This window comes from Palleronia sp. LCG004 (genome assembly GCF_032931615.1).
Taxonomy (GTDB): domain Bacteria; phylum Pseudomonadota; class Alphaproteobacteria; order Rhodobacterales; family Rhodobacteraceae; genus Palleronia.
Genome location: NZ_CP136761.1, coordinates 18,486 through 41,758, shown reverse-complemented (window position 1 = coordinate 41,758; position 23,273 = coordinate 18,486). Strand labels below are relative to the sequence as shown.

Annotated in this window: 20 protein-coding genes; 6 read left to right on the top strand and 14 right to left on the bottom strand. The window is 67.9% G+C overall.

The genetic code is table 11. From position 1 onward, the window contains the following. Positions 1–59: 59 nt before the first annotated feature. Genes RVY76_RS16545 through RVY76_RS16530 form a run of 4 tightly spaced genes read right to left on the bottom strand, consistent with a single transcriptional unit; the run spans position 60 to position 4,348 of the window. Entirely contained in the window at positions 60–1,004 is a 945-nt protein-coding gene (locus tag RVY76_RS16545; protein WP_317377421.1) for an ABC transporter substrate-binding protein, read from the bottom strand. A gap of 43 nt (positions 1,005–1,047) precedes the next feature. Next, positions 1,048–2,031, bottom strand: a complete 984-nt coding sequence (locus tag RVY76_RS16540; RefSeq protein WP_410796055.1) for an ABC transporter permease subunit — start codon at positions 2,029–2,031, stop codon at positions 1,048–1,050. Further along, on the bottom strand, positions 2,028–3,572 hold the full coding sequence (locus RVY76_RS16535) for a sugar ABC transporter ATP-binding protein (protein ID WP_317377419.1): 1,545 nt from the start codon (positions 3,570–3,572) through the stop codon (positions 2,028–2,030). The genes RVY76_RS16540 and RVY76_RS16535 overlap by 4 nt, the downstream gene beginning before the upstream one ends. After that, on the bottom strand, positions 3,569–4,348 hold the full coding sequence (locus RVY76_RS16530; RefSeq protein WP_317377417.1) for a DeoR/GlpR family DNA-binding transcription regulator: 780 nt from the start codon (positions 4,346–4,348) through the stop codon (positions 3,569–3,571). Before RVY76_RS16530 ends, RVY76_RS16535 begins: the two co-directional genes overlap by 4 nt. 253 nt (positions 4,349–4,601) lie before the next feature. On the opposite strand from RVY76_RS16530, the gene RVY76_RS16525 reads away from it, so the two are divergent. From RVY76_RS16525 to RVY76_RS16500, 6 genes are all read left to right on the top strand, one after another. Further along, positions 4,602–5,657: a siderophore-interacting protein gene (locus tag RVY76_RS16525; RefSeq protein WP_317377415.1), complete on the top strand. Its 1,056-nt coding sequence runs from the start codon at positions 4,602–4,604 to the stop codon at positions 5,655–5,657. Positions 5,658–5,726: 69 nt separating this feature from the next. Then, positions 5,727–6,689, top strand: a complete 963-nt coding sequence (locus tag RVY76_RS16520) for an ABC transporter substrate-binding protein (protein ID WP_317377413.1) — start codon at positions 5,727–5,729, stop codon at positions 6,687–6,689. 11 nt (positions 6,690–6,700) lie between these two features. Then, positions 6,701–7,693: an iron ABC transporter permease gene (locus RVY76_RS16515; RefSeq protein ID WP_317377411.1), complete on the top strand. Its 993-nt coding sequence runs from the start codon at positions 6,701–6,703 to the stop codon at positions 7,691–7,693. Then, a complete protein-coding gene (locus tag RVY76_RS16510) occupies positions 7,657–8,712 on the top strand; it encodes a FecCD family ABC transporter permease (RefSeq protein WP_410796054.1) in 1,056 nt (351 codons plus the stop codon). Before RVY76_RS16515 ends, RVY76_RS16510 begins: the two co-directional genes overlap by 37 nt. Continuing rightward, a complete protein-coding gene (locus RVY76_RS16505) occupies positions 8,709–9,539 on the top strand; it encodes an ABC transporter ATP-binding protein (protein ID WP_317377409.1) in 831 nt (276 codons plus the stop codon). Before RVY76_RS16510 ends, RVY76_RS16505 begins: the two co-directional genes overlap by 4 nt. Positions 9,540–9,623: 84 nt before the next feature. Then, a complete protein-coding gene (locus tag RVY76_RS16500) occupies positions 9,624–11,693 on the top strand; it encodes a TonB-dependent siderophore receptor (RefSeq protein WP_317377407.1) in 2,070 nt (689 codons plus the stop codon). Positions 11,694–11,746: 53 nt separating this feature from the next. On the opposite strand, the gene RVY76_RS16495 is transcribed toward RVY76_RS16500, so the two are convergent. The 10 genes from RVY76_RS16495 to RVY76_RS16450 form a co-directional block, all read right to left on the bottom strand. Continuing rightward, a complete protein-coding gene (locus tag RVY76_RS16495; protein ID WP_317377405.1) occupies positions 11,747–13,507 on the bottom strand; it encodes an adenine deaminase in 1,761 nt (586 codons plus the stop codon). After that, positions 13,504–14,430, bottom strand: coding sequence for a nucleoside hydrolase (locus RVY76_RS16490; RefSeq protein ID WP_317377403.1), 927 nt, complete (start codon positions 14,428–14,430; stop codon positions 13,504–13,506). Before RVY76_RS16490 ends, RVY76_RS16495 begins: the two co-directional genes overlap by 4 nt. Further along, the gene (locus tag RVY76_RS16485; RefSeq protein WP_317377401.1) at positions 14,423–15,445 is read right to left on the bottom strand and encodes an ABC transporter ATP-binding protein; all 1,023 of its coding nucleotides are present in this window, start codon (positions 15,443–15,445) and stop codon (positions 14,423–14,425) included. The genes RVY76_RS16490 and RVY76_RS16485 overlap by 8 nt, the downstream gene beginning before the upstream one ends. Then, positions 15,438–16,211, bottom strand: a complete 774-nt coding sequence (locus RVY76_RS16480) for an ABC transporter permease (protein WP_317377399.1) — start codon at positions 16,209–16,211, stop codon at positions 15,438–15,440. Before RVY76_RS16480 ends, RVY76_RS16485 begins: the two co-directional genes overlap by 8 nt. Beyond that, positions 16,208–17,038, bottom strand: a complete 831-nt coding sequence (locus tag RVY76_RS16475) for an ABC transporter permease (protein ID WP_317377397.1) — start codon at positions 17,036–17,038, stop codon at positions 16,208–16,210. Before RVY76_RS16475 ends, RVY76_RS16480 begins: the two co-directional genes overlap by 4 nt. 52 nt (positions 17,039–17,090) lie before the next feature. Further along, a complete protein-coding gene (locus tag RVY76_RS16470) occupies positions 17,091–18,119 on the bottom strand; it encodes a PotD/PotF family extracellular solute-binding protein (RefSeq protein WP_317377395.1) in 1,029 nt (342 codons plus the stop codon). Beyond that, positions 18,116–19,117 carry a LacI family DNA-binding transcriptional regulator gene (locus tag RVY76_RS16465; RefSeq protein ID WP_317377393.1) on the bottom strand — a complete coding sequence of 334 codons (1,002 nt, stop codon included), beginning with the start codon at positions 19,115–19,117 and terminating at the stop codon, positions 18,116–18,118. The genes RVY76_RS16470 and RVY76_RS16465 overlap by 4 nt, the downstream gene beginning before the upstream one ends. Before the next feature lie 189 nt (positions 19,118–19,306). Then, on the bottom strand, positions 19,307–20,743 hold the full coding sequence (locus RVY76_RS16460; RefSeq protein WP_317377391.1) for an NAD-dependent succinate-semialdehyde dehydrogenase: 1,437 nt from the start codon (positions 20,741–20,743) through the stop codon (positions 19,307–19,309). Beyond that, positions 20,740–21,792 carry a tartrate dehydrogenase gene (locus tag RVY76_RS16455; protein ID WP_317377389.1) on the bottom strand — a complete coding sequence of 351 codons (1,053 nt, stop codon included), beginning with the start codon at positions 21,790–21,792 and terminating at the stop codon, positions 20,740–20,742. Before RVY76_RS16455 ends, RVY76_RS16460 begins: the two co-directional genes overlap by 4 nt. A gap of 21 nt (positions 21,793–21,813) precedes the next feature. After that, on the bottom strand, positions 21,814–23,139 hold the full coding sequence (locus RVY76_RS16450; protein ID WP_317377387.1) for an FAD-binding oxidoreductase: 1,326 nt from the start codon (positions 23,137–23,139) through the stop codon (positions 21,814–21,816). Between the last annotated feature and the right edge of the window lie 134 nt (positions 23,140–23,273).

Genomic DNA, 23,273 nt, shown 5'->3' with positions numbered 1-23,273 from the left:
CCTCGTATCGGGCCCGCGCGCGCCGTCCATGGCTGGACGAAACGCACGGGCCCCGTTTCTCAGCGGTCGGCCGTCCAGCCCTGATACTCGTCCACGTTGTCGGCCGTGATGAGTTCGGGGGCGATCAGCACGGTTTCCTCCTCGGGCGGGTTGCCCTGGAAGACGTCGTAGGCGAGGCGCATCGCCTCGGCGGCCATGCCGTAGGGGTCCTGGCTGGCAGATGCCTTCAGCAGCGACCCTTCGGTCTTGAGCGCGTCCTCGGTATCGGGCGCACCGTCCACGCCTGTGATGATGATGCCGTCGCGGTCGAGCTGACGCGCGGCGAGCTGCGCGCCGAGCGCCATCGGATCGTTCGCCCCGAAGACCGCGTCGAGATCGTCGAAGCGGGTCAGGAGGCCCTGCATCACCGCAAGGCCGCCATCGCGCGAGGCCATGCCGTTCTGGTCGTCAGAGACGACGTTGATCCCGTCATTCTCGGCGAAGACCTCGGAGCAGCCGCGGAAGCGGTCGTTAAGCGAGGACGAGGATGGGCCCTTGATGATCGCGACGTTGCCCTCGCCGCCGAGCTCGTCGACGATGTACTGGCAGGCGATGGTGCCTGCGGCGACGTTGTCGGTCATGACCGTGACCTGCGCGCCGGGTGCCGAAACGTCGAAGGCCGCCACGGTCACGCCGGCCTGCTTCGCGCGTTCGACCGCGGGGGCGATGGCGCTGTCGTCGACGGCGTTGAGCATGATGATGTCGACGCCGGAGGCGACGAAGCTGTCGATCTGGCTCACCTGCTTGTTGAGATCGTAATCGGCCGAGACCGAGGTGATGTCCACGTCGGGATTGATCTCGCGGGCGGCGTCGGTGATGCCCTCGATGGTTGCGACGAAGAACGGGTTCCCGAGAAGGCCCACCGAGATTCCGACGCTTTCGAGCGTCTTGTCCTGGGCCGTTGCCGTGGCTGCGAGACCCGCCGCCATGGCCGTTCCGAGCGTGAGTGTGGTCAGCAAACGCATGATGTCTCCTCCAGATTGCGTTGTCGTTCTTGTCCCCAAGGGATCACGTCCGTGCCCCGCCCTTGATGCGGTACCGGTCGAGCGCGACGGCCACGATGATGACGAGGCCCTTGATGATGTATTGCCAGATGTCCGAGACCCCGGTGAGGATCAGACCGTTCGACAGTACCGCGATGATGAGCGCGCCGATCAACGTGCCCCAGATCGAACCGATGCCGCCCACGAGGCTGGTGCCGCCGAGGATGACGGCGGCGATGGCGTCGAGTTCATAGGCCTGGCCGAGCTGCAATCCATTGGCCGCATAGAGCCGGGACGCCGACATGACACCTCCCACGCCCGACATCAGTCCCGAGAAGCCGTAGACGAAGAGCAGAACCAACCAGACCTTGATCCCCGTCAGGCGCGCGGCCTCCTGATTGCCGCCGACGGCATAGATCCATGTGCCGAGGATCGTGGCGCGCAGGATGCCCCACGAGAGCAGCACGACGCCGAGCGCGATGATGGCGAGCCAGGGAATGCCAAGAAAATCGCCGTTGCCGATGAAGGCGAAGGGCAGGTTCGAATTGAAGACGGTCGTGTCGGAGCCCATCAGCCGCGCGACCCCGCGCACGGCCGTCAGCGATCCGAGCGTCACGATGAACGGTGGCAGCTTGAGGAAGGCGATGAGCACGCCGTTGAGCAACCCGAAGGCCAGGCCCAGGGCGAGGCCCACCGGGATGCCCAGCATGCCGTAGCCGTCGACAAGCGAGACGAAGACCGCGCCAACCGCCGATGCCGCGAGGATCGAACCCACGCTGAGGTCGATGCCGCCCGTCAGGATCACGAAGGTCATTCCCGCCGCGAGGACGATGTTGATCGACGCCTGCTGCATGACGATCGAAATGTTGTTCACCGTCATGAACTTGCCGCTCAGCAGTTCGAAGCCGATCGCCAGCAGGATGAGCACCGGCAGCATGCCAAGCGCCATGAACGTCGTCTTGAGCATGTCGCGCTTGCCGCCGCGGGAGGTCTCGGTCGTTTCGGTCATTGCTGTGTTTCCTCCGGTTTGCGGGTTTTCGCGCCGGTCGAAAGGGTCATGATCGCCTCCTGTTCGATGGGCTTGCCCGGGCGCGCGGCGACCTCGCCCGCGATGCGCCCCTCGCGCATGACGAGGCACCTGTCGGAGATGCCGATGATCTCGGGCAGTTCGCTCGAGACCACGACGACCGCGAGGCCACCCTTGGCGAGCTCGTCGATCAGGCGATAGATCTCGGACTTGGCACCGACATCCACGCCGCGGGTGGGCTCGTCGAGGAGCAGGACCTTGGGCCGTGCCTCAAGCAGGCGGGCAAGCAGTACCTTCTGCTGGTTCCCTCCCGAGAGCGAGCCTGCGCTCGCCCGCGCAGAGGCCGTACGGATCCCAAGCGAGGAGATCGCGTCCTTCGCCCGCCGGGCGGCCTTCGCGAAGTTGCGCAGGCCGCCCGGATGGGCGTCGTGTTCGGCCACCGCCATGCTGATGTTGTCCGAAAGCGTCATGTCGAGGAAGAGCCCGAGCTCCTTCCGGTCCTCGGTGAGGTAGGCGATGCCGTGACGAAGGGCATCACCGGGGGTCCTGGGCGTGACATCCTCGCCCTCGAGCCAGATGCGGCCCGTGCGAGCGGGATCGGCACCGTAGATGAGGCGCATGAGCTCGGTCCGGCCCGACCCGACAAGGCCCGCGATGCCCAACACCTCGCCGCGGGCCACTTCGAACGAGCATTCCTTGACCTTGCGCCCGTCGCCGAGATTGTCGACGCGGAGCACGGCCTCGCGATGCTCGGGGTCGGGTGCGTGGTCCTTCTTGTAGAAACTCGACAGATCGCGGCCCACCATCATCGAGACGAGCCGCTCGGCCTCGACCTCGTCCTTCTCGAGCGTGCCGACATATTCTCCGTCGCGCAGGACCGAGCAGCGATCAGAGAGGCGATAGATCTCGTCCATGCGGTGCGAGATGTAGAGAACCGCGATGCCGTCGCGCTTGAGCCCCGCGATCACGTCAAATAGCTTTTCCGTTTCGCGTTCGGACAGCGAGGTCGTCGGCTCGTCCATCACGATGATCTTCGCGTCGGTCGACATGGCGCGGGCGATCTCGACGAGCTGACGCTCTCCAAGGGAAAGGGTCGAGACACGGGTCTCGGCATCGAAGCCGACGCCCAGCCGGTCGAGTATGGGGCGCGTCCGCGAAAGCATCGCGCGCCGGTCGACCATGCCGGCAGAATGCGGCTCGGCCCCCAGAAAGACATTTTGCGCGACGTCGAGATTGGGCGCGAGGGCGAGTTCCTGGTAGATGACCGCGACGCCGCGGGCCTTTGAAAGCTTGGGATCACCGAGCGGCATCGGCTTGCCCGCGACGAGGACCTCTCCGCCTGGATCGGGGCGGTGCGCGCCCGACAGGACTTTCATCAGAGTGGATTTGCCGGCCCCATTCTCGCCCATCAGCGAATGGACCTCGCCGCCATAGGCGCTGAGCGAGACGTTTTGCAGCGCACGGATCGAGCCGAAGGTCTTGGAGATGTCGCGCATCTCCAGCAGGGGGGTCTGTCGGGTCATGGCGCGTGTTCCGGCTCTGCGATGGTGAGTTGCACGCCCGCATCCTCGATCATCGTGCGATGCGTGTCGGTCAGCCCCGTATCGGTGACGATCCGGGCGACCCGCCAGAGCGGCAGCGCGACCGAGGGCGGACGTTCCTCGAACTTGCGGCTGTCGACGAGAAGGACGACCTCGTTCGCGCGATCGGCGAAATGCTGGACGAACCGGACGAGGAGAGGGTGCGATTCGAGGATCCCCTCGGGGCCGACCCCGAGCGCGCCCACGAAGAACTGCTGGGCGAAGAACTCGCCGTCGAGCTTGCCCGCGTCGTAGAGCAGCCCCGGTTCGCGGTGCAGATCGCCGCCGCCGACGGTGAGCTGGCAGGTGCCGTGTTCGCCGAGATAGGCGGCAAGCGGCATGGAATGGGTCGTGACGCGAACGTTGCGCGTGGCGATGCGGACGCCGAAATGGAAGCAGGTCGAGCCGGCATGGACGATGATCTGGCTGCCGTCGCGCACCAGTCCGGCCGCCGCGGCGGCGATGCCGCGCTTGGCTGCGACCTCGATGTCGCGATTGTCGACGAAGGGCAGCGCGACGGAGCGGTGGCGATGATCGCCGTTCGGCGCGGTCACGCCGCCATAGACCTTGTTGGCACGGCCCGAGCGGGCGAGCTTGTCGATGTCGCGCCGGACGGTCGCGGCCGAGACGCCGACGAGGTCGCGGATCTCGTTGACCGACAGGAACTGGCTCCTGCCGAGGGCGTCGAGAACGATGTCGAGCCTGAGCTTCTCCTCCATCCCCTCCCCCGGAACGTGTGTCGAGCTTTCAATGGTATGAGCGAGCTCACTCAACTGTGCAAGACATTTCTCAACTTACTTAGATTATGATCAAAGTGCGTCATATAGTGAGCGAAGTAGTTCGTTCATCCGCATTACTTGAACCGGCGTCGAGCAAACGCATGCGAAAGCCCAAGATAAATTGTCGGGATTGTGCGGCGGATCGAACACGCCTAACCTCCTGCCGGAATCCCTGAGCGTGGAGGCAGCCGAGATGAACCAGAGGATCGCGGGACATGCGGACATCTTTCACGCGGGCGGTACGCTGCGTGTTAGGGAGACCGCGTCCTTCCTCGCATCCGTCGCCGAGACATGGGACGGGTTCGACCTTGGCTGCGAGACGACAGAAGCGGGCGCGCTCGTCCTTATGGCGGGGATCGGAACGATCGAGCTTTTGCCGGGCGCGGGGCATGTCGAGATCCGCATCTCGGGGCCGAACGAAGGCGCGCTTTTCATGTTGCGCGAAACGGTCGAGGCGGTCGTCGGCACCGTCGAACCCGGAAGCGTCGCGGACCTCGACTGGTCGGGGACCGCACGCCACGGCGCGCTTCCTCCGAATTTCCGCCTTGCCCGGATCGAGGATGTCGCGCCGATCGGCAAGCGGTTCTGGAGGCTGACAATCAGGGCGCGGGATCTCGCGGCCTTCGCGCGCGACGGGCTGCATCTGCGGCTGGCATTGCCCGCACGCGGGATGCCCGCGCGCTGGCCCGTCCTGAACGGGACGGGCCGCGCCGAATGGCCGCCCGCCGACCGTCTGCACGTGGCAGTCTATACGATCCGCGAGATCGATCCGGCGGCGGGGATCATCGTGATCGACATCTTCCGTCATGCGGGCGGCCGGACCTCGGACTGGATGGAACTGGCCCAGCCCGGAGAGATCGTCGGACTGCTCGGCCCCGGCGGCGGCTGGTTTCCCGAGGTCGCGCATCTGGTCCTTGCGGGCGACGAAACGGCACTGCCCGCGATCGCCCGGATGCTCGAGGCAGCGGGGCCGGAGACCACCGGGACGGCCATCCTCGAGATGGAAAACAGGGGCGATTATCCGCTCCCCGCCGTTCCGCAGGGCGTGGACCTTCGTGTGGTCGAACGCTCTGCAGGCGAAGGGATCGAGGCGGCCCTGGGCGAAGCCGATCTCGGGCCCGAGGGGGCGCGTCATGTCTGGGTCGCGGTCGAGAAGGGCCGTGCCGCCGCGATCCGCGCCCATCTGCGGGTTAGGCGGGGCCTCGGCCGACGGGAAAGCTGCGTCTCGGGCTACTGGTCGCGCGATTGACCTCTTGCCCTGCCGGGCCGTGCGGCCTAAGCCGGACGAGTAGTTGATAAAAAGAATCGGAAATAGGTTATGCCCCGTCCGTTCATCGTCGCGGCCCTTCTGTTCGCGCCGTTTGCTGCAATCGCGCAGGATTATCCGATCACGATCGGGCATGCGTTCGGCGAGACGGTGATCGAGGAGAAGCCCGAGCGGATCGCGAGCGTCGGCTGGGCCAATCACGAGGTTCCGCTTGCGCTCGGGGTCGTGCCGGTCGGTTTCGCGCGGGCGAATTGGGGCGACGAGGACGGCGACGGGGTCCTGCCATGGGTGTCGGACAGGCTCGACCAGCTTGGGGCAGAGGTTCCCGTGCTCTTCGACGAGGGCGACGGCGTGGATTTCGAGGCCGTGGCCGGGACCGATCCCGACGTGATCCTCGCCGCCTATTCCGGCATCTCGCGACAGGATTACGAGGTGTTGAGCCGCATCGCGCCGGTCGTGGCCTATCCCGAGGCCGCGTGGACGACGACCTGGCGCGAGATGATCCGCCAGAACGCCGCCGGCATCGGTCTGGCATCCGATGGCGACGCGCTCGTCGCGCAGCTGGAGGCCCGGATCGCCGAGGCGGTGGCGGGCCATCCCGAACTGGCAGGCAAGACCGGCATGTTCGTCACCCATCTCGACCCGAGGGACCTCAGCACGATCGGTTTCTACGCCGCCGCCGACCAGCGGGTGCAGTTCCTGCGCGATCTCGGCCTGGAGATCCCCGAGGCGGTGGCGTCGGCAAGCGATGCCGGGCAATATTCCGGCCGGATCAGCGCCGAGCGCGTGGACATGTTCGACGACGTGGACGTCGTCGTGACCTACGGCGATGCAGCGCGCCTGTCCGAGATGCGGGAAAACCCGCTCATCGCGCAATTCCCGGCCGTCGCGCGGGATGCGGTCGTGCTTCTGGGTAATGACGCGATCGGGACCGCGGCGAACCCCACGCCGCTCTCAATCGGGCATGTGCTCGACGGCTATGTGGAGATGCTGGCCCGGGCGGCCGCTCGCTAGGGGGCGGTTCGATGTCGGCGACAGTCCCGCTGAAGCTTCTGGCCGCTTTGGCGCTGCTGGGCCTGGCCGCCACGTTGTCGGTGACGGTCGGGACGCGGAACGTGCCGTTGGGTGATGTCTGGGCCGCTTTAGCGGGCCGTGCGGACACGATCGGGACGGCGGCCGTCGCGGTACGGCTGCCGCGCACGGCACTGGCGCTTCTGGCGGGGGGCGCGCTGGGTCTTGCCGGGGCGATCATGCAGGGCTTTACCCGCAATCCGCTCGCCGATCCGGGGATCCTCGGAGTGAATGCCGGGGCCGCGCTTTTCGTCGCGATCGGCATCGCTTGGTTCGGGATCTCGGGGGCGGCGGCCTATCTCTGGATCGGCGTGGCGGGGGCGGGATGCGCCGGCATCCTCGTCTTCGCGATCGCGTCGATCGGGCGGGACGGGGCCACGCCGCTGAAGCTGACGCTCGCCGGGACCGCGACGACGATCAGCGCATCGGCCTTCGTCATCGCCATCATCCTCCCGCGCAACGACATCGCCGGCACCGTGCAGGCCTGGTCCGTCGGCGGTGTCGGAGGCGCGAGCTTCGACACGCTGCTGCCGGCGCTGCCGTTCCTCGGCGTGGGATTGCTGCTGAGCTTCGCCTCGGCGCGGGTGCTGAATGCCCTGGCGCTCGGCGACGAGCAGGCCACGGGGCTGGGCCAGAATGTCGTGACCGGCCGGATCCTCGCCGGGGTCGCGGCGGTCGTGCTGTCGGGGACGGCGACGGCGCTTTGCGGGCCGATCGGGTTCGTGGGACTGATCGTGCCGCATCTCTGCCGGATACTCGGCGGGACCGACCACCGCGTGCTGCTGCCGGCCTCGGCGCTCGGCGGGGCGATCCTGCTGGCGCTGTCGGACGTTCTGGGGCGCGTCGTCGCGCGGCCGAACGAACTCGACGTGGGCGTGGTCACGGCCTTCGTCGGCGCGCCGTTCTTCATATGGACGGTCCGGCGGCAGAGGATCCGCGGGCTGTGAGCGGGATCGCGCAAGTGGCCCGTGGCGCAGGGAGAGGATCGCGCACCGGTTGCGTGCTTGCCGCCCTTGCGACGGGGGTCGCGGCGCTTTTCGCGCTCACGCTCGTCTGCGGGCAAGGCTGTGCGCCGGTGCCGGAGGTTCTGGCAGCGCTTCTGGGTCGCGACGTTCCGGGCACGTCGTTCCTCGTTCAGGATCTGAGGTTGCCGCGCGCGCTGCTGTCGCTCGTCACCGGGCTTTCGTTCGGCCTTGGCGGCGTGGCGTTCCAGCTCATGCTGCGCAATCCGCTCGCCTCGCCTGACATCATCGGCATCAGCGCGGGCGCGGGGACGGCCGCGGTCTTTGCCATCGTGGTCCTGTCGCTCGACGGGCCGGTCGTGTCGCTCTTCGCCGTGGTGTCGGGGCTGGGCGTCGCGGGCGCGATCTGGGGCCTGTCGTCGGGCCGAAGCGCGGCCGGGGCAAGGTTCATCCTGGTGGGCATCGGCATCGCCGCGATGCTCGACAGCGCGACGTCCTACATGCTGCTCGACGCGCAGGCCTGGGATCGGGCCGAGGCGATGCGCTGGCTGACCGGGAGCATGAACGGCGCGCGGACGGAGCATGTCTGGCCGGTCGCTGCCGCGCTGATCGGCTTTGGCGGATTGCTGGCGAGCAGGGCGCGCGATCTCGAGATCCTGCGGCTCGGCGACGACATGGCGGCGGGGCTGGGGGTGAGACCGGATCTCACGCGGCTGAGGGTGACGCTGGCGGCCGTAGGGCTCGTGGCCTTCGCGACCGCCGCGGCCGGGCCGGTGGCCTTCGTGGCCTTCCTCGCGGGGCCCATCGCCGCGCGCCTCACGCGCGGGCGGGCTCGGTTGCCGGCGGCCGCGGCTATGGGTGCGATCCTCGTGCTGGGGGGTGATTTCGCGGGGCAGTTCCTGCTGCCCGTGCGGCTGCCGGTGGGGGTCGTCACGGGCGCGCTCGGCGCGCCCTTTCTGTTATATCTCATCACGCGCGCGAACCGCGCAGGAGGTGCCTTGTGACCGGACCCGCCCGCCTCGAGGCCTTGGATCTTGCCGCCGGATACGACGATCGCCGCATTCTCGACGGCGTGACGCTGAAGCTGCTGCCGGGGCGGATCACCTCGATCGTGGGCGGCAATGCGTCGGGCAAGTCGACGCTTTTGCGGACGTTGGCACGGGTGCTTTCGCCCATGGGAGGGCAGGCGCTGCTCGACGGGCGGTCGATCCATGCGATGCGGTCGCGCGAAGTCGCCCGCTCTCTCGGGCTGCTCGCGCAATCGCCCGACGCGCCCGAAGGGATCACCGTTGCCGACCTGGTCGCGCGGGGACGGCATCCGCATCACGGGCTCTTCTCCTCCTGGACGGCGCGGGACAGAAGGATTGTCGAGAACGCGCTCGCCATGACGGGGATGGCGGATCTCGCCGCGCGCGAAATCGACACCCTGTCGGGCGGCCAGCGGCAACGCGCCTGGATCGCGATGGCCCTTGCCCAGGAAACGGACCTGCTGCTGCTCGACGAGCCGACGACCTTTCTGGACGTGGCTCATCAGATCGACGTGCTCGACCTGCTGGTCGATCTGAACCGAACGCGTGGAACGACGATCGTCATGGTGCTGCACGATCTGAACCTCGCGGCGCGCTACTCCGACCGCCTTGTCGCCATCGCGGGCGGCGGCATCCACGCGGAGGGAGATCCGGCCGAGATCCTGACCGAACGCAATGTCCGCGCCGTCTTCGGCCTTGCGGCCCGGATCGTCACCGATCCCGTTTCGGGCTGTCCGAGCATGATCCCGATCGGTCGTCACCACTGTTCGAGTGTCGAAAAGGTGACAGGGAAAGAATCCTGACAGAAATGCTCTGGTAAGCGCTCGCCTTGATCGACGAGGAGCGGTAGCGAATGGCCGATAGAAATACTAAGGTAAAGGCCCGCCATGCTCTCCCCATCCCGTCAAACCCGCCGTGCGCTTGCCCCCGCACTGCTTTGTTGCACCGCGATCGTTCCCGGCCCGATCGCGGCGCAAGACTTCGTAAGGCTGCCGGACCTCGTGCTCGAGGCCGGCCCGATCGCCGACGGGGAGACCATCGTTGCAGAGGACATCGGCGCGGGCGGCAAGATCTCCGGCGACGTGCTGGAGATTCCGTCGACAATCTCGGTCGTCACCAGCGCCGAGATCGAGCAGCGCGGCGCGACCAGCGTCGAGGAGGTCCTGAACTACACCGCCGGCATCGTCACCGACAGCTACGGTGCGGATGACCGGTTCGACTATTTCTCGATCCGGGGCTTCGACGCCTATACCTACCGCGACGGGCTGACCCTCGGGGCGAATTTCGGCGGCATCCGCGAAGAGCCCTTCGCCTTCGAACGGGTCGAGGTCTTCAAGGGGGCGAATTCGGCCGTCTTCGGCATTTCCGATCCCGGCGGCGCGGTGAACTACGTCACCAAGACCCCGCGTGACGAACGGTTCGGCTCGGTCTACGGCACGGTCGGGTCCTTCGACACGTCCGAGATCGGGGTTGATTTCGGCGACGCGTTGAATGCGGACGGCACGCTTTCCTATCGTTTCACCGGCCTCGTGCGCGACGGCAAGCGGGAATACCCTGCCTCGCGCAACGACGAGGTCTTCGTCATGGGCGGATTGTCGTGGCGGCCGACCGACCGGAGCGAGCTGACGCTGATCGTCGACGATCTGGACCGCGACGGCGTGCCGGGAAGCGGCGGCTTCCCGCTGGGCTACGATTTCGACCGGTCCTCGACCTTCTTCGGGGAGCCTGACTACAACTACCGGGGCACGGATCGCACCACCGTGACGCTGATCGGACGGCACGATTTCGGCAACGGACTGCGCCTGGGCGGGACCGCGCGCTGGAGCGATGCCGAGACCGATTTCGGCTATGCCTACATCTCTGGGCAGACCGACACGCTGGCGGAACGCAGCTATTTCGGAAGCGACGGGCACGAACAGGTCGCGATCGCCGACATCCATCTGGAATACGACCGGCGGTTCGGTGCCGTCGAGAGCACGACGCTGGTGGGTGTCGAGGCGTCGCGCTTCGACGATAGGGGCCTGAGCTTCTTCGGGCCCGCGCCCTCGGTCCCGATCGCGGACCCGGCCCCGACGGGTGCGCCGGACGAGGTGCCGCTTTTTGCCGATACCGAGACCGAACGCGACGGCCGTGCGATCTACCTGCAACAGACCCTTGACTGGAACGAACGGATCGTCGGATCATTCGGCCTGCGCCATGACTGGATCGACGTGACGGAGCGCGACGGGATCGCCGGGACGGTCGCGACGAACGACATCAGTGCCACGACGGGCCGGATCGGTCTGACCTATCGCGCGACACCGGACCTGTCGGTCTTCGCGAGCTATGCGGAATCGGTCATCCCCGCGGGCACCGGCGTCGAGCCGGAGGAGGGCGAGCAGGTCGAGATCGGCGCGAAATGGCGGCCTTTCGGCGGTGGCACGCTCCTCACCGCATCGGCCTACGACCTGTCGAAGACGAACATCACGCGCACGAATCCCGTGACGAACCTGGCCGAGCCCATCGGCGAGATCCGCGTGCGCGGCGTCGATCTCGAGGCCAAGGCAGAGATCGGTGCGGTCGAGCTGATCGCGGCGCTGAGCTATCTCGATCCCGAGATCGTCGAGAACGGCACCGGGGGCAATGTGGGCAACCGGCCTGCGCGGGTTCCGGAGCGGCTGGGTTCCGTCTGGGCGACATACACGCTGGGGGGCGATGGGCCGCGCGGGGACATGACCTTCGGTCTCGGGCTTCGCTACAGCGACGGTTATTTCTTCGACGACACGAACCAGGTTGGTGAATCCGACAGCTACGTGGCGGTCGATGCCTCCTATGGCTATGCGCTGACGGAAAGCACCGAACTTTCCATCAACGCGACGAACCTGTTGGACGAGAAACACGTGTCCTACGGCGGGTTCTATGCCGATTTCTACAACCCCGGCCGGGAGGTGAGGGCCACCCTGCGTCACAGCTGGTAGCATCGGCCGACGCGGTGACGACCTTTCCGTGGCGCGCCGGTGAGATTGGCGCGTCAGGGCCGGATGGCGGGTCGGAACTCTCCCGTCAGGCCGTCGGCGATCCCCAGATCGGTGACATGGGGGCCCGGATTGCAGGCCAGGCTCGCCCCCACGAGCGACTTGAAGGTCACGGTCGGCGGCTGCCAGTCCGCGACGGATTCGGTCGCACGGCGCAGAACGCGCAGACGCTCCGCGACCTCGGTCGCGGGCGCGTCGCTCAGCAGGCCACAGACGGGCAGGGGAAGCAGTGCCGTCACGACGCCGCCCTGCGCCACGGCCATGCCGCCGCCGCATTCGATGAGCGCGTTGGCCGCGGCGGCCATGTCGGCCGCATCCCGTCCGAAGACCGTCAAGTTGTGGCTGTCATGCGAGACCGTCGTGGCGATCGCCCCGTCCCAGTCGCCCCACCCATCGAGCACGCCGAGCCCGCCGCCTTCGTCCCCCGCATGGCGATTGAGCACCGCCATCAGGAGCGTGCCGTCGGGCAGGATCACGCGGCCGTCGCGAACCTCGGCCTCTCGCGTGCTCCATTCGGTGAAGCGGGGTCGCAGTACGGTGTTGAGCGTGACCGCCGCGCCCTCTGCGCGCAGGGTGAACGTCTCGGTGTCGACAGGCGCGATGTGCATGGTGTCGGTGAACGCGGTCTCGACCCCCTCGGCCGGCTGCGAGGCGACCGTGCCGTCCCGCGCGACGATGCGGCCCGAGGCGATCGTCAGCGTGCAGTCGAAGCGCGCGAGATCCCGGAAGACGGCGATGTCGGCCCGCCTTCCGGGGGCGACACGGCCGAGATCCTCGCGTCCGACCCGGTGGGCCGCGTTGAGCGTCGCGGCCTGCAACGCAATCACCGGATCGAGGCCGTAGCCCACGAGCCGGCGCAGCACGTCGGCCATGCCGCCGCTTTCGACCAGATCGTCGGGAAAGACGTCGTCGGTGCAGATCGTCAGCGTCGAGGGAAGGCGGGGCAGGGTGGCAAGGGCCGCGACCGCGCTCGGAAGGACGTGATCGTGGCTGCCCCTGAGTTCGACCGTGAGACCCGCGCGCAGCTTGGCCAGAAGGTCGTCGCCGTCGGTGATCTCGTGATCGGAGCCGATCCCGGCGGCCGCGAATGCCTGGAGGTCGGCACCGCCAAGGCCACGCGCATGGCCGCAGACGAGCTTGCCCGATGCGAGGCCCTCGGTCACGATGTCACGCATCCGAGACGACCGCGCCAGCACGCCGCGCATGTCCATGATCTCGGCCACGCCGTGGATCTCGGGCCAGCCCAGCATCTCGGCCATCTCGGAGCCGCCTACCTCGGCACCGGCGCGTTCGAGGCCTGGTGCGGAGGGCACGCAGGACGGGGCCAGCATCAGCGTCCTGAGCGACAGGTCGCGCGAGGCTGCGATGGCCCAGCGGACGCCGTCGAGCCCTGCGACATTGCCGACCTCGTGCGGGTCCCAGCAGATCGTCGTGGTGCCCTGGGGCACGACGATCTCGGCATAGCGGCGGGGCGTGATCATGGAGCTTTCGACATGCATGTGCGTGTCGATGAGGCCGGGTGCAACGAAGGCCCCGTCGAGGGCGATGGTCTCGGCCGCATCCGCGCGCGCGCCGGGCGCGTGGACCGACGCGATTAGCGGTCCGGTGATGCCTATATCGGCCGTCCGAAGCTCGCCCGTGGTCACGTCGACCAGCATTCCGCCGGTCAGGAGGAGGTCGAAGGGACGTTGTCCGCGCGCGGCGGCGACGGCGCGGTCGCGCAGGGCGGGATCGTCGAGATCGTGGGGGTCGGTCATGACTGCGCCTCCGTCGCGGCGTGGAGGAGACCGGTGAGGAAGAGGACGCGGACCTGCCCTGCATCGGTGCTGCGGGAGACGACCGCGTTCGGGGCGGACTTGCGGGCGCGCCATTCGACGACGCTCATCCCGCGGGTATGAGTGCCGTCGAGCTCGGCATCGACGCGGGCGGGCGCGAAGGATACGGAGGCGGGATCCGCGAGTGCGGCGGCCGCCACCGGATCGTAGAGCGCCATTCGCCCGCGTCCCGAGATGTCGACATAGCCCTGCAACAGATCGGCCAGCAGCGCCGCCACATCGCCGTTGAGCGCGCGGAGCCGGTCTGCGTCGCTATCCGCGACCTCGACCTGTCGGCAGGTTTCGAGATCGACCATCCGGAACTCCGCGCCCGAGGCGAGGATCGCGGCAAGTGCCTCGGGATCGGCAGCGGCGTTGAACTCGGCTGCGGCGGTATGGTTGCCGGCCCCGGCGGACCCGCCCATCCACGTCACTCTGAGCCCCCGCATCGCATCCGGATGCGCCTCGGCCAGCCTTGCAAGATTCGTGAGCGGCCCCAGCGCAAGCACATCGCGGCCGCCTCCGGTCGCGAACCGGACAAGCGCTGAAACCGCGTCATCGGGTTCGACCTCTCCGCTCGGCGGGGGGAGGATGCGACCGGAACTGGGCATTCCGGTCTCGCCCAGGACATAACCGGCCGTCACGGGAGCCTGCGCGAGGGGTCGATCGGCACCTTCGTGGATCGGCATCGTCCAGCCGAAGGTGGCGCGGGCCGAAAGCGCGTTCGCCGTCACCTGCGGAAGCGGTGCGTTGCCCGCCACGGTCGACAGGCCGGCGATCCGCACGCCCGCGCCCCTCAGCAGGCAGATCGCGGCGAGATCGTCGAAACCCATGTCTGTATCGACCCAGACCGCGCCCTCAGCCATGGGGCAGCACCACGGCGCGGTCGAGCGGCAGATCGAAGGAAACTTCGGTTCCGGGGGCGTGGCGCGGCTCGGATGCTGGGCGTTCGGCCTTGATCTCTCCCAGGGGCGTGTCGAGGAGGTATTCCACGCTTTCGCCCTGATAGGACGCGCCGACGATGCTTCCGCGATGCGGGCCTTCCCCCAGCGGGACCGATTTCGGCCGCCAGGCCAGACCGCGCGCGTCCGGGGGGATCTCGAACCCGGCGGGGGCGCGTCCCGTCGGCCCGACCAGGGTGGTGCCCTCGGTCTCGAACGTGTTCTCGAACCCGATGAACCGGGCCACGAAGGGCGAGGCGGGCCGTTCGTAGATATCCTCGGGGGTTCCGATCTGTTCGATCCGGCCGCCCTGCATCACGATGACCCGGTCGGCGAGGGCCAGCGCCTCGACCTGATCGTGCGTCACGTAGAGCATGGCGATGCCGAGCTCGCGCTGGAGGCGGGCGAGCTCGGTCCGCATGCCGAGACGCAGACGCGCGTCGAGATTCGAGAGCGGCTCGTCCAGAAGGAGAAGTTTCGGCTCCATCACGATCGACCGGGCGAGGGCCACGCGCTGCTGCTGCCCGCCCGAAAGCGCGGCGGGCGCGCGATCGGCGAATTCACTGAGGCCGACGGCACCGAGTGCGGCATCGACGCGGGTGTCGCGCTCGGCCGCCGGGGTTCCGGCGATCCGCAGACCGAAGGCCACGTTCTCGCGGACGCTGAGATGCGGGAAGAGGGCGTAGGACTGGAAGACGAGGCCGATCCCGCGCCGGTTCGCCGCGACGCGGGTGATGTCGCGCCCCTCGAGCAGGATACGACCCGAACGCGCCTTCATCAGCCCCGCGATGGAGCGCATCGTCGTGGTCTTGCCGCAGCCGGACGGCCCGAGCAGGGCGACGAGTTCGCCCTCGGCCATCTCGAAGTTCAGCTTGTCGACCGCGACGCTGCCACCGTAGGCGAGCGTCAGGTCCTTGAGTTTCAGGAACGGGTCAGACATAGCGCGACAATCCCAGCAAGCGTTCGGCGACCAGCACGACGGCCAGCGACATCAGGGCCAGCAGGCCCGACAGCGCGGCGATCGAAGGGTCGAAGTTGTATTCCATGTAGAGCAGCATATCGACGGGCAGCGTGGCGATGCCGGGCCCCGTCAGGAAGAGCGAGGCAGGCACCTCGTTGAAGGAGGTGATGAAGCCAATGATGAAGGCCGCCATGATCCCGGCGCGGATATTGGGAAGCGTGACGCGCATGAAGGCCCCGATCCGGGAGGCCCCGAGCAGGATCGCCGCCTCCTCGATGTCGGGTCTGAGGTTCTGGAGCGAGGCCGAGACGACCCTGACCGCGTAGGGCACGAGCAATGCGGAATGCGCGAGAAAGAGCGCGGGCGTCACCCCGATCCCGGACGGGATCACGAGGTGACGAAGGAGCGCGAGGCCCACGATGATGCCCGGCACGATGATCGGCGCGGTCAGCACGTTTCGGATCGCCTCGCCCCCAGGCACGTCGTATCGCGCAAGTGCATAGGCCGCGGGGATTCCGAGGAGGAGCGCGAAGATCGTCGCGCCGATCCCGAGGAAGAGCGACAGCATGAAGCTCGACCGGAAGGATTCGATCTCGAAGACGCGGATGACCCAGCGCAGCGACAGACCTTCGGGCGGGAAGGCGAGCGTTTCGCCCGCCGACAGTCCGGCGAGGCAGATGATGACGAAGGGGCCGATCAGGAACAGCATCACGGCCGCGAGAAGACAATATCCGGCGGTTCTCATCGTGCGCTTCTCCGGGTCGAGGCGAGGCGCTTCAGCAGCGCGTTGGTGGCGACGCTCATCGCGATGAGGATCACGGCGATCACGCCGGCAGAAGCGTAGTCGTTGGCGACCGAGACCCGTTGATAGAGAAGCGTCTCGAGCATCAGGACCTTGGAGCCGCCGAGGATGGCGGGCGTCACGTAGGCGGTGAGCGAGCCGACGAAGGTGAGCGTGCCGCCGATCACCAGCCCCTCGCGCGTGAGCGGCAGGATGACCCGCCAGAAGATCGCAGGCCAGGACGCGCCGAGGACGCGCGCGGCCGGCACGACGTCGCGCGGCAGGTTCTCGAGCGAGGAGAGGAGCGGCAGCACCATGAGCGGGAAGAAGAGCTGCAGCAGACCGATGAAGACAGCCGTCTCCGTGAAGAGGATCCGCAGCGGCTCGTCCGTGAGGCCGATGGATTGCAGCGCGGTGTTGAGAAACCCCGTGCGCCCGAGGATCACGAGCCACGCATAGGTCCGTGCAACCGGCGAGATCATCAGCGGCAGGACCAGCAGCGCCACCAGCCGTCCCCGCCACGAGGGCGAGGTCTCGGTGATGGCGATGGCGGTGAGATATCCGAGCAGCGCGGCCGCGGCCGTGACCATGAGGCCGAGCCGGAACGTCCGCAGGAACACGTCGAGATAGAGAGGCGTGGAGAAGAACTCGACGAAATTGGCGATCGTCCATCCCGCCTCGGTCCGGAAGGCACCGGAGAGAAGGATCACGACGGGGACGAGGAACCCCGCGAGGACGAAGATCGTGGCAGGCGCGATGAGGATGAGGCCCGCGCGTCTCGTGTCGGTCATGGCATGCTCCGGTGGGCGTGGGGGCGGCAGGTGCGCCGCCCCGGCAGAATGGTCAGCGGGCGACCTTCTCGTTCCAGGACGCGAGCCAGTCCTCGCGGTTCTCGATCTGCACCGAGGGCGGGAGGAAATGGATGCGCTCGGCCATCTCGGTGCCGTATGTCAGGCCTTCGGCCTGCTCGTCGGACAGCTCGACGGCGGTGTTGACGGGGCTGTCGACGCCCATCTCCGCGATCTTCTGCTGGACCTCGGCGCTCAGCCAGTAATCGATGAACTCATGGGCCAGATCGGCCTGCTCCGATCCCTCGACGACGGCCAGCACGTTGATGCCGCCGGTCTGGCCTTCCTCGGGGATGATCCACTCGGCCTCGACGGGCAGGTTCGCGACGCCGGGCCAGGCGAAGCGTCCGATGGAGGTCGCCAGGATCTCGCCCTGCGCCATCAGCTGCGGGATCTGGCTGGACCGCTCGTAGAAAGTGACGATCCGGTCGCGGTTCTCGGCGACGAGGTCGATCGCGCCGGTGAAGTCGCCCGCCTCGGCCGCGTCGACGTCGAGCGCGCGCTGGATCATGTAAAGGGCGAGCGGCCCCTGCGTCGTGGTGATGTTGGGCAGCGCGACGCGCCCCGCGAGATCGTCGGACAGCAGATCGGTCCAGCTCGAGATGTCGGCCTCGTCCGCCGCCGCGACCACGGAGGTCGCGTAGAATGTGTAACCGACGGCCATCCCGTCACCGATCGGATCGCGAGCGAAGTCGTAGAGTGCATCGACATTCGAGAGCTTCGCGGCGTCGAGCGGGGCCAGCAATCCCTTTTCGGCCGCCTCGAGCGCGGAGGCGTCGGAGATCGCGATGACGTCGATCACGGGGGAGGCCGCATTCGCCTCAAGCTTGGCCAGACGTTCGGAATTGTTGCCGGTCTCGACGGTAAGGGTGCAATCGCACATTTCCTCGAACGGGGTGTAGAGCGCCTCGCGATACTCGTCCTGGGCGATGCCGTAGACGGAGATCGTCAGATCCTGCGCCGAAGCCGGCGCGGCGACCGCAAGCGCCATGAGTGAGGTCTTGATCATTCTGGGGGTCGTCATGTCGTCGATCCTTCTCGGTTTCGGGTGGGGGTTGGTGTCGGCACTGCGGTCGAGCCGCGCGTGACGAGCTTGACTGGAAAGAGGCGCGCGCCCGCAGACGCGCCCGTCGCGACGTCGAGGGCATGATCGGCCACGGCATCGAGGTCCTGCGCGATCGTCGTCAGCGGCGGCTCGACGATCCGGCCCCAGATGACATCGTCGAACCCGGTGACCGACAGGTCGCCCGGCACGTCGATGCCGCGCGCGCGCAACGCGGCGATCAGGCCAACGGCCTGCGCGTCGTAGGCTGCGGCGCATGCCGTCGCATCGCCGGTGTCGAGAGTGACCCCCAGCGCGAAGGCCGCGTCGAAGGAAGGCGCGCAGGCGATACGGCGCAGACGGATGCCGGCCGCCTCGAAGATCTCGCGCATCCCGCCCTCGCGCTCGGCGCTGACGCAGGATTGCGCAGCCGAGACGAGCGTCAGGACACTTTGATGGCCGAGTTCGACCAGATGCCGCGCGATCATGCGGCCGCCCTCGCGGTGATCGCTGGAGGCGGCATTGTCGGGATTGGACGCGGCATCGACCGTCACTGTGGGCACGTGCGACGGCATCGGGCCGCCGTCGCTGTCCCGGACGGGAATGACGATGACCGCATCCACGCCCCGCGATTCCAGATCCCGGATCGCGGCGCGCTGATCGCCCGGATTGCCCATGGATTCCGCGACCATCAGGGCGAGCCCGCGTCGCCGCGCCGCCTGCTCGAAAGCGCGAACGAAGGCTGGAAAAAGGGGCATCGAGAAGTCGGGAACGACGAGACCCACATTCGTCGAGCGTCCCTGCCGCAGGCTGCGCGCCGCATGCGAGGGCACATAGCCCAGCCGTTGGGCCGCGTCCCTGACCCGCGCCTGAACACCTTCGGAGACACGTCCCGTGCCGCGCAGCGCGTTCGAAACCGTGGCGGTGGAAACACCGACGGCATCTGCGATCTGCTGGAGGGAGGCGAACGGGCGGGACATGTCAGGTTAAACGCTTAATCAGTGCAGGACCTCGATCCGACACCTGACCGTCTCGCGCAAGGGTCATTCCGGGCGGATCAACGGGTCCGCCCGGAAATTGATCAATCTTCGATGCAGATCCGCCACGATTGACCGGAAATCGGGCAGGTCGGACTGCGTGACGGCGAAAGCCACAGAGTTGTTTCCGGCTCAGAGGCCGCCGAAATGGAGGGCTTTCGTCTCCAGATACTCCTCGATTCCCTCCTGTGCGCCCTCGCGGCCCAGACCCGATGCCTTGACCCCGCCGAAGGGAGAGACCTCGTTGCTGAGCACGCCGGTATTGAGGCCGACCATCCCGACCTCGAGCGCCTCGCCGAAGCGGAAGGCGCGGGCCATGTCGCGGGTGTAAAAATACGCAGCCAGACCGAATGGCGTGCCGTTGGCGAGCGTCAGCGCCTCTTCCTCGGTGTCGAAGCGGAAGATCGGCGCGACGGGGCCGAACGTCTCTTCGGAGGCGAGGCGCATGGCCGCCTTGGCCCCTGCGAGGACCACGGGGTCGGCATATTGCGCCGGCAGATCTCGCGGTTTCGTGACGCGGCTGGCACCCAGTTCGAACGCGTCGGCGAGATGGGCGTCGATCTTGTCGATGGCGGCGGCGTTGATCATCGGGCCGATATCGACGCCGTCCTCGGTGCCGGGGCCCACACGAAGCGCGTCCACCCGCGCGGCGAGCCCCGCGACGAAGGCATCGTGGATGCCCGATTGCACCAGGATCCGGTTGGCGCAGACGCAGGTCTGCCCGCCATTGCGGAACTTGGACTGCATCGCACCCTCGATCGCGGCGTCGAGATCGGCATCGTCGAAGACCACGAAGGGCGCATTGCCGCCAAGCTCGAGGCTCAGCCGCTTGAGCGTCGGGGCGCATTGCTGCGCCAGAAGCGCGCCGACCCGCGTGGATCCGGTGAAGGACAGCTTGCGCACCACCGGGCTTTCCGTCAGCGCCGCGCCGATCGCCTCGGGGCGGCCCGTCAGCACGTTGATCACGCCCGCGGGAATGCCGGCGCGCTCGGCCAGGCGGGCGAGCGCAAGGGCGGAGTATGGAGTGAAATCCGACGGCTTCACCACCATCGTGCAGCCCGCGGCCAGACCCGGCGCGACCTTGCGGGTGATCATCGCGATGGGAAAGTTCCAGGGCGTAACGATCGCGCAGACGCCCACCGGCTCCTTCATCGCGAAGATCTTCTTGTCGCGGGCGGGCGAGGGGATGATCTTGCCGTTGATGCGCCGCGCCTCTTCGGCGAACCAGCGCACGAAGCTTGCGCCATAGGCGACCTCGCCGCGCGATTCCGACAGGGGCTTGCCCTGCTCGGCGGTGAGGATCTGGGCCAGATCCTCGGTATTCCCGAGGATGAGGCGATACCATTCCATCAGCAGATCGGCACGCTCGGCATGGGTCCGGGCGCGCCAGCCGACCATTGCGCGCTCGGCCGCGGCGATGGCCTCGCGGGTTTCGTCGGCAGTGCAGTCGGGCAGCTCTCCGAGGGTGTCGCCCGTCGCAGGATCCGTCACGGGAAGCCCCGTTCTGGCGATCCAGCGGCCGTCGATGAGGGCCGCGTCGCGGAAAAGGTCGGGATCTTGCAGTTTCATGCCTGCTCCTCCAGTGCGGCAAGGATCGCCTGCGTGATCTGATCGGTGGAATTGCGGCCGGGCAGGGTGCCGATGCCGCGGGAGGTCGCGGCCTCGATCGCGGCCATGACCTGTGCCGCGGCCTCTGCCTCGCCCAGATGATCGAGCATCATCGCCCCCGACCAGACGGTCGCGATCGGATTGGCGATGCCGCGCCCCGCAATATCGGGGGCCGATCCGTGCACCGGCTCGAACATGGAGGGCGCGCTGCGGTCGGGGCGGATATTGGCGGAAGCCGCGAAGCCGAGCCCGCCCTGAATCGCCGCACCCAGATCGGTGAGAATGTCGCCGAAGAGGTTGGAGGCCACCACCACGTCGAGGCTCGCCGGGGCCATGACCATCTTCGCGGCCATCGCGTCGATATGCATCGGCTCGACAGTGACGTCGGGGTAATCGGCCGCGACGCGGGCGGTCATCTCGTCCCAGAAGACCATGGAATGCTTCTGCGCGTTGGACTTCGTGACCGAGGTCACGTGCCCGCGCCGGTTGCGCGCCTGTTCGAATGCGAAGCGCAGGATCCGCTCGACACCCGCGCGGGTGAAGATCGCCGTCTCGACCGCGACCTCGTTGTCGTGGCCACGATGGACGCGGCCGCCCGCGCCGGAATACTCGCCCTCGGTATTCTCGCGGATGCAGAGAATGTCGAAGCCTTCGGCCTTGAGCGGCCCCTCGACCCCGGCCAGCAGGCGATGCGGTCTGATATTGGCGTATTGATCGAAGGCCTTGCGGATCGGCAGCAGCAACCCGTGGAGCGAGACGGAATCGGGCACCGTCTCGGGCCAGCCCACGGCCCCCAGGAGGATCGCGTCGAAGCCGCGAAGCACCTCGATCCCGTCATCGGGCATCATCGCTCCGGTCTCGAGGTAGCGCGCGCAGGACCAGTCGAAGCGCTGCGGCTCGAGCGCGAAGTCGTGCCGCCTGGCGGTCGCCTCGAGGATCTCCATCGCCGCATCGGTGACGTCGCCGCCGATCCCGTCGCCGGGAATGAGAGCCAGCTTGTAGGTGTTCATGATCTGCTTCGCTTTCGGTTATCAGAAGTCGGAGACTTTGCCCCACTGGCTTCGCCCGAAACGGGCGAGACGGTATTGCGCGGTCTCGGTGATGGGTTCGCGCCCGAGGATCGTGTCCGCCACGAGATGCCCGACACCCGGCCCGATGCCGAAGCCGTGCCCGGACAGCCCCGCGGCAAGGACGAGCCCCGGAATCCCGAGATCTCCGTCGATCACCGGTACACCATCGGGCGTGCTGTCGATATAGCCCGCCCATGCGGACTGGACCTGCATCTCGGCCAGCCCCGGCAGGAGCGCGCGACCGCGTGCGAGCGTCCGCGCGATCGTCCGTGCGGAGGGCGCGGGGTCGAGGATGCGGGTCCGTTCCATCGGCGTCGTCCGGTCGAGCGCCCAGATGCGGCGCGTCTCGAACCCCGCGCGCCAGCCCTGGGTGCCGCCCGGTCGCAACAGACGCCAGCGACGCGCGAACATCGGCAGGAAATGCCGCAAGCCGAGGATCGCACCGGGCGTCGGGTCGAGATTGGCGAAGCCCGATGTGGCGAGCGTGTATCCACCGTCGCCGCGCCGCGTGACCGTGACGGCGCTGGTGTGCAGCGCGTCGGGCAGGCCCTTCGCCCCCGGTGCCACCGACAGGATCGAACTGCGTGCCGAGGCCTGCGGAAGGAAGACGCCCATCTGGTGCATGAAGCTGCCGGCCCATGCCCCGCCCGCCACGACGACCGAGGGCGTGCGAACGCTGCCGCGTTCCGTGACGACGCCCGACACGCGTCCGGCCGCCCGTTCGATCCCGCGCGCGGCGCAGTTCTGGACGACGTGGCCGCCCATCCGTTCGACCGCCTGCGCGACGAGGGGTGCCGCGCGTGACGGATCGGCGATGCCGTCGCTGGGCGACCAGACGCCGCCCTTCCACAGACGGCCTGTCGCGGCACCGCGTCTGCGCGCCTCCTCAGCGTCGAGCATCCGCGTGTCGATCCCCTCGCCACGCGCGAAGCGCCCCCATTTCGCCCACCCCTCGATCTCGGCCTCGTCGTCCGAAAGATAGAGGAGCCCCGAACGCCGGAAGCCCAGATCGTCGCCGATCTCGGCCCCCATCCGCTCCCACAGCTCGAGGCTGCGCGTCGAGAGCGGCAATTCCCGCGCGTCGCGGTTCTGCTGACGGCACCATCCCCAGTTCCGGCTGGACTGCTCGGCCCCGATCCTGCCCTTCTCGACCAGAACCACCTTCTGGCCGGCCTGCGCCAGCCAGTAGGCGGCGCAGACCCCAACGATACCGCCGCCCACGACCACGCAATCTGCCTCGGCCGGGAGATGATCGGATGTGGCGACGTCGAGCCGGGGAGGGGACATGGGGAGCGGACCTTTCTGCTGACGGAACCCTAGCGGCGAGCGCCAAGCGGGTTCTTCCGCATCGCCCGCCGCAAACGGCATTTCCTGTTGAAACGGGCGTGCGATGAAGTGCACTAGACAATCATCCCGGCCGG